This is a genomic window from Streptomyces sp. WM6386 (assembly GCF_000972385.1).
Lineage (GTDB): Bacteria > Actinomycetota > Actinomycetes > Streptomycetales > Streptomycetaceae > Streptomyces.
Genome location: NZ_JXTE01000489.1, coordinates 1 through 453, shown reverse-complemented (window position 1 = coordinate 453; position 453 = coordinate 1). Strand labels below are relative to the sequence as shown.

The following is a 453-nucleotide window of genomic DNA, read 5'->3' as shown; positions in this document are numbered from 1 at the left end:
CTCGGCGCGGTGGTCATCGAGGTGGACACCTGGCTCGGGAAGATGCACGAGGTCGTAGAGGCCCTGCGCACCTACCGGCCCGCCTATCTGCAGATGATGTATCCGCAGATGGTGGAGCTGGAGCACCTGGCGGAGAAGACGGATCTGAAGGAGGCCTTCTCCTCCCTCAAGGGCGCCTCCTGCGCCGGGCAGCCCCTCAGCCGGAAGATGCGCGAGCGGATCCACGACGACTGGGGCATCGACGTCTACGAGTACACGAGCGCGGCAGACACCGGCACCGCCTGGGAATGCCGCGAGCACGACGGCTTCCACCTCTGGGAGGACACCGTCTTCGCCGAGTGTGTCGAGAGCGACGAGCACGGCTGGCACGACGTCCCCGAGAGAGACCTCGGTGAGCTGGCCGCCACCGACCTGGACAACCGGGCCGCCCCGCTGATCCGTTACCGCAGCGAG

General features: G+C 67.5%; 1 pseudogene. It reads left to right on the top strand.

Going from position 1 to position 453, the window contains the following annotated elements:
- A pseudogene (locus tag TN53_RS42380) lies at window positions 1-453 on the top strand (phenylacetate--CoA ligase family protein); the annotation flags it as partial.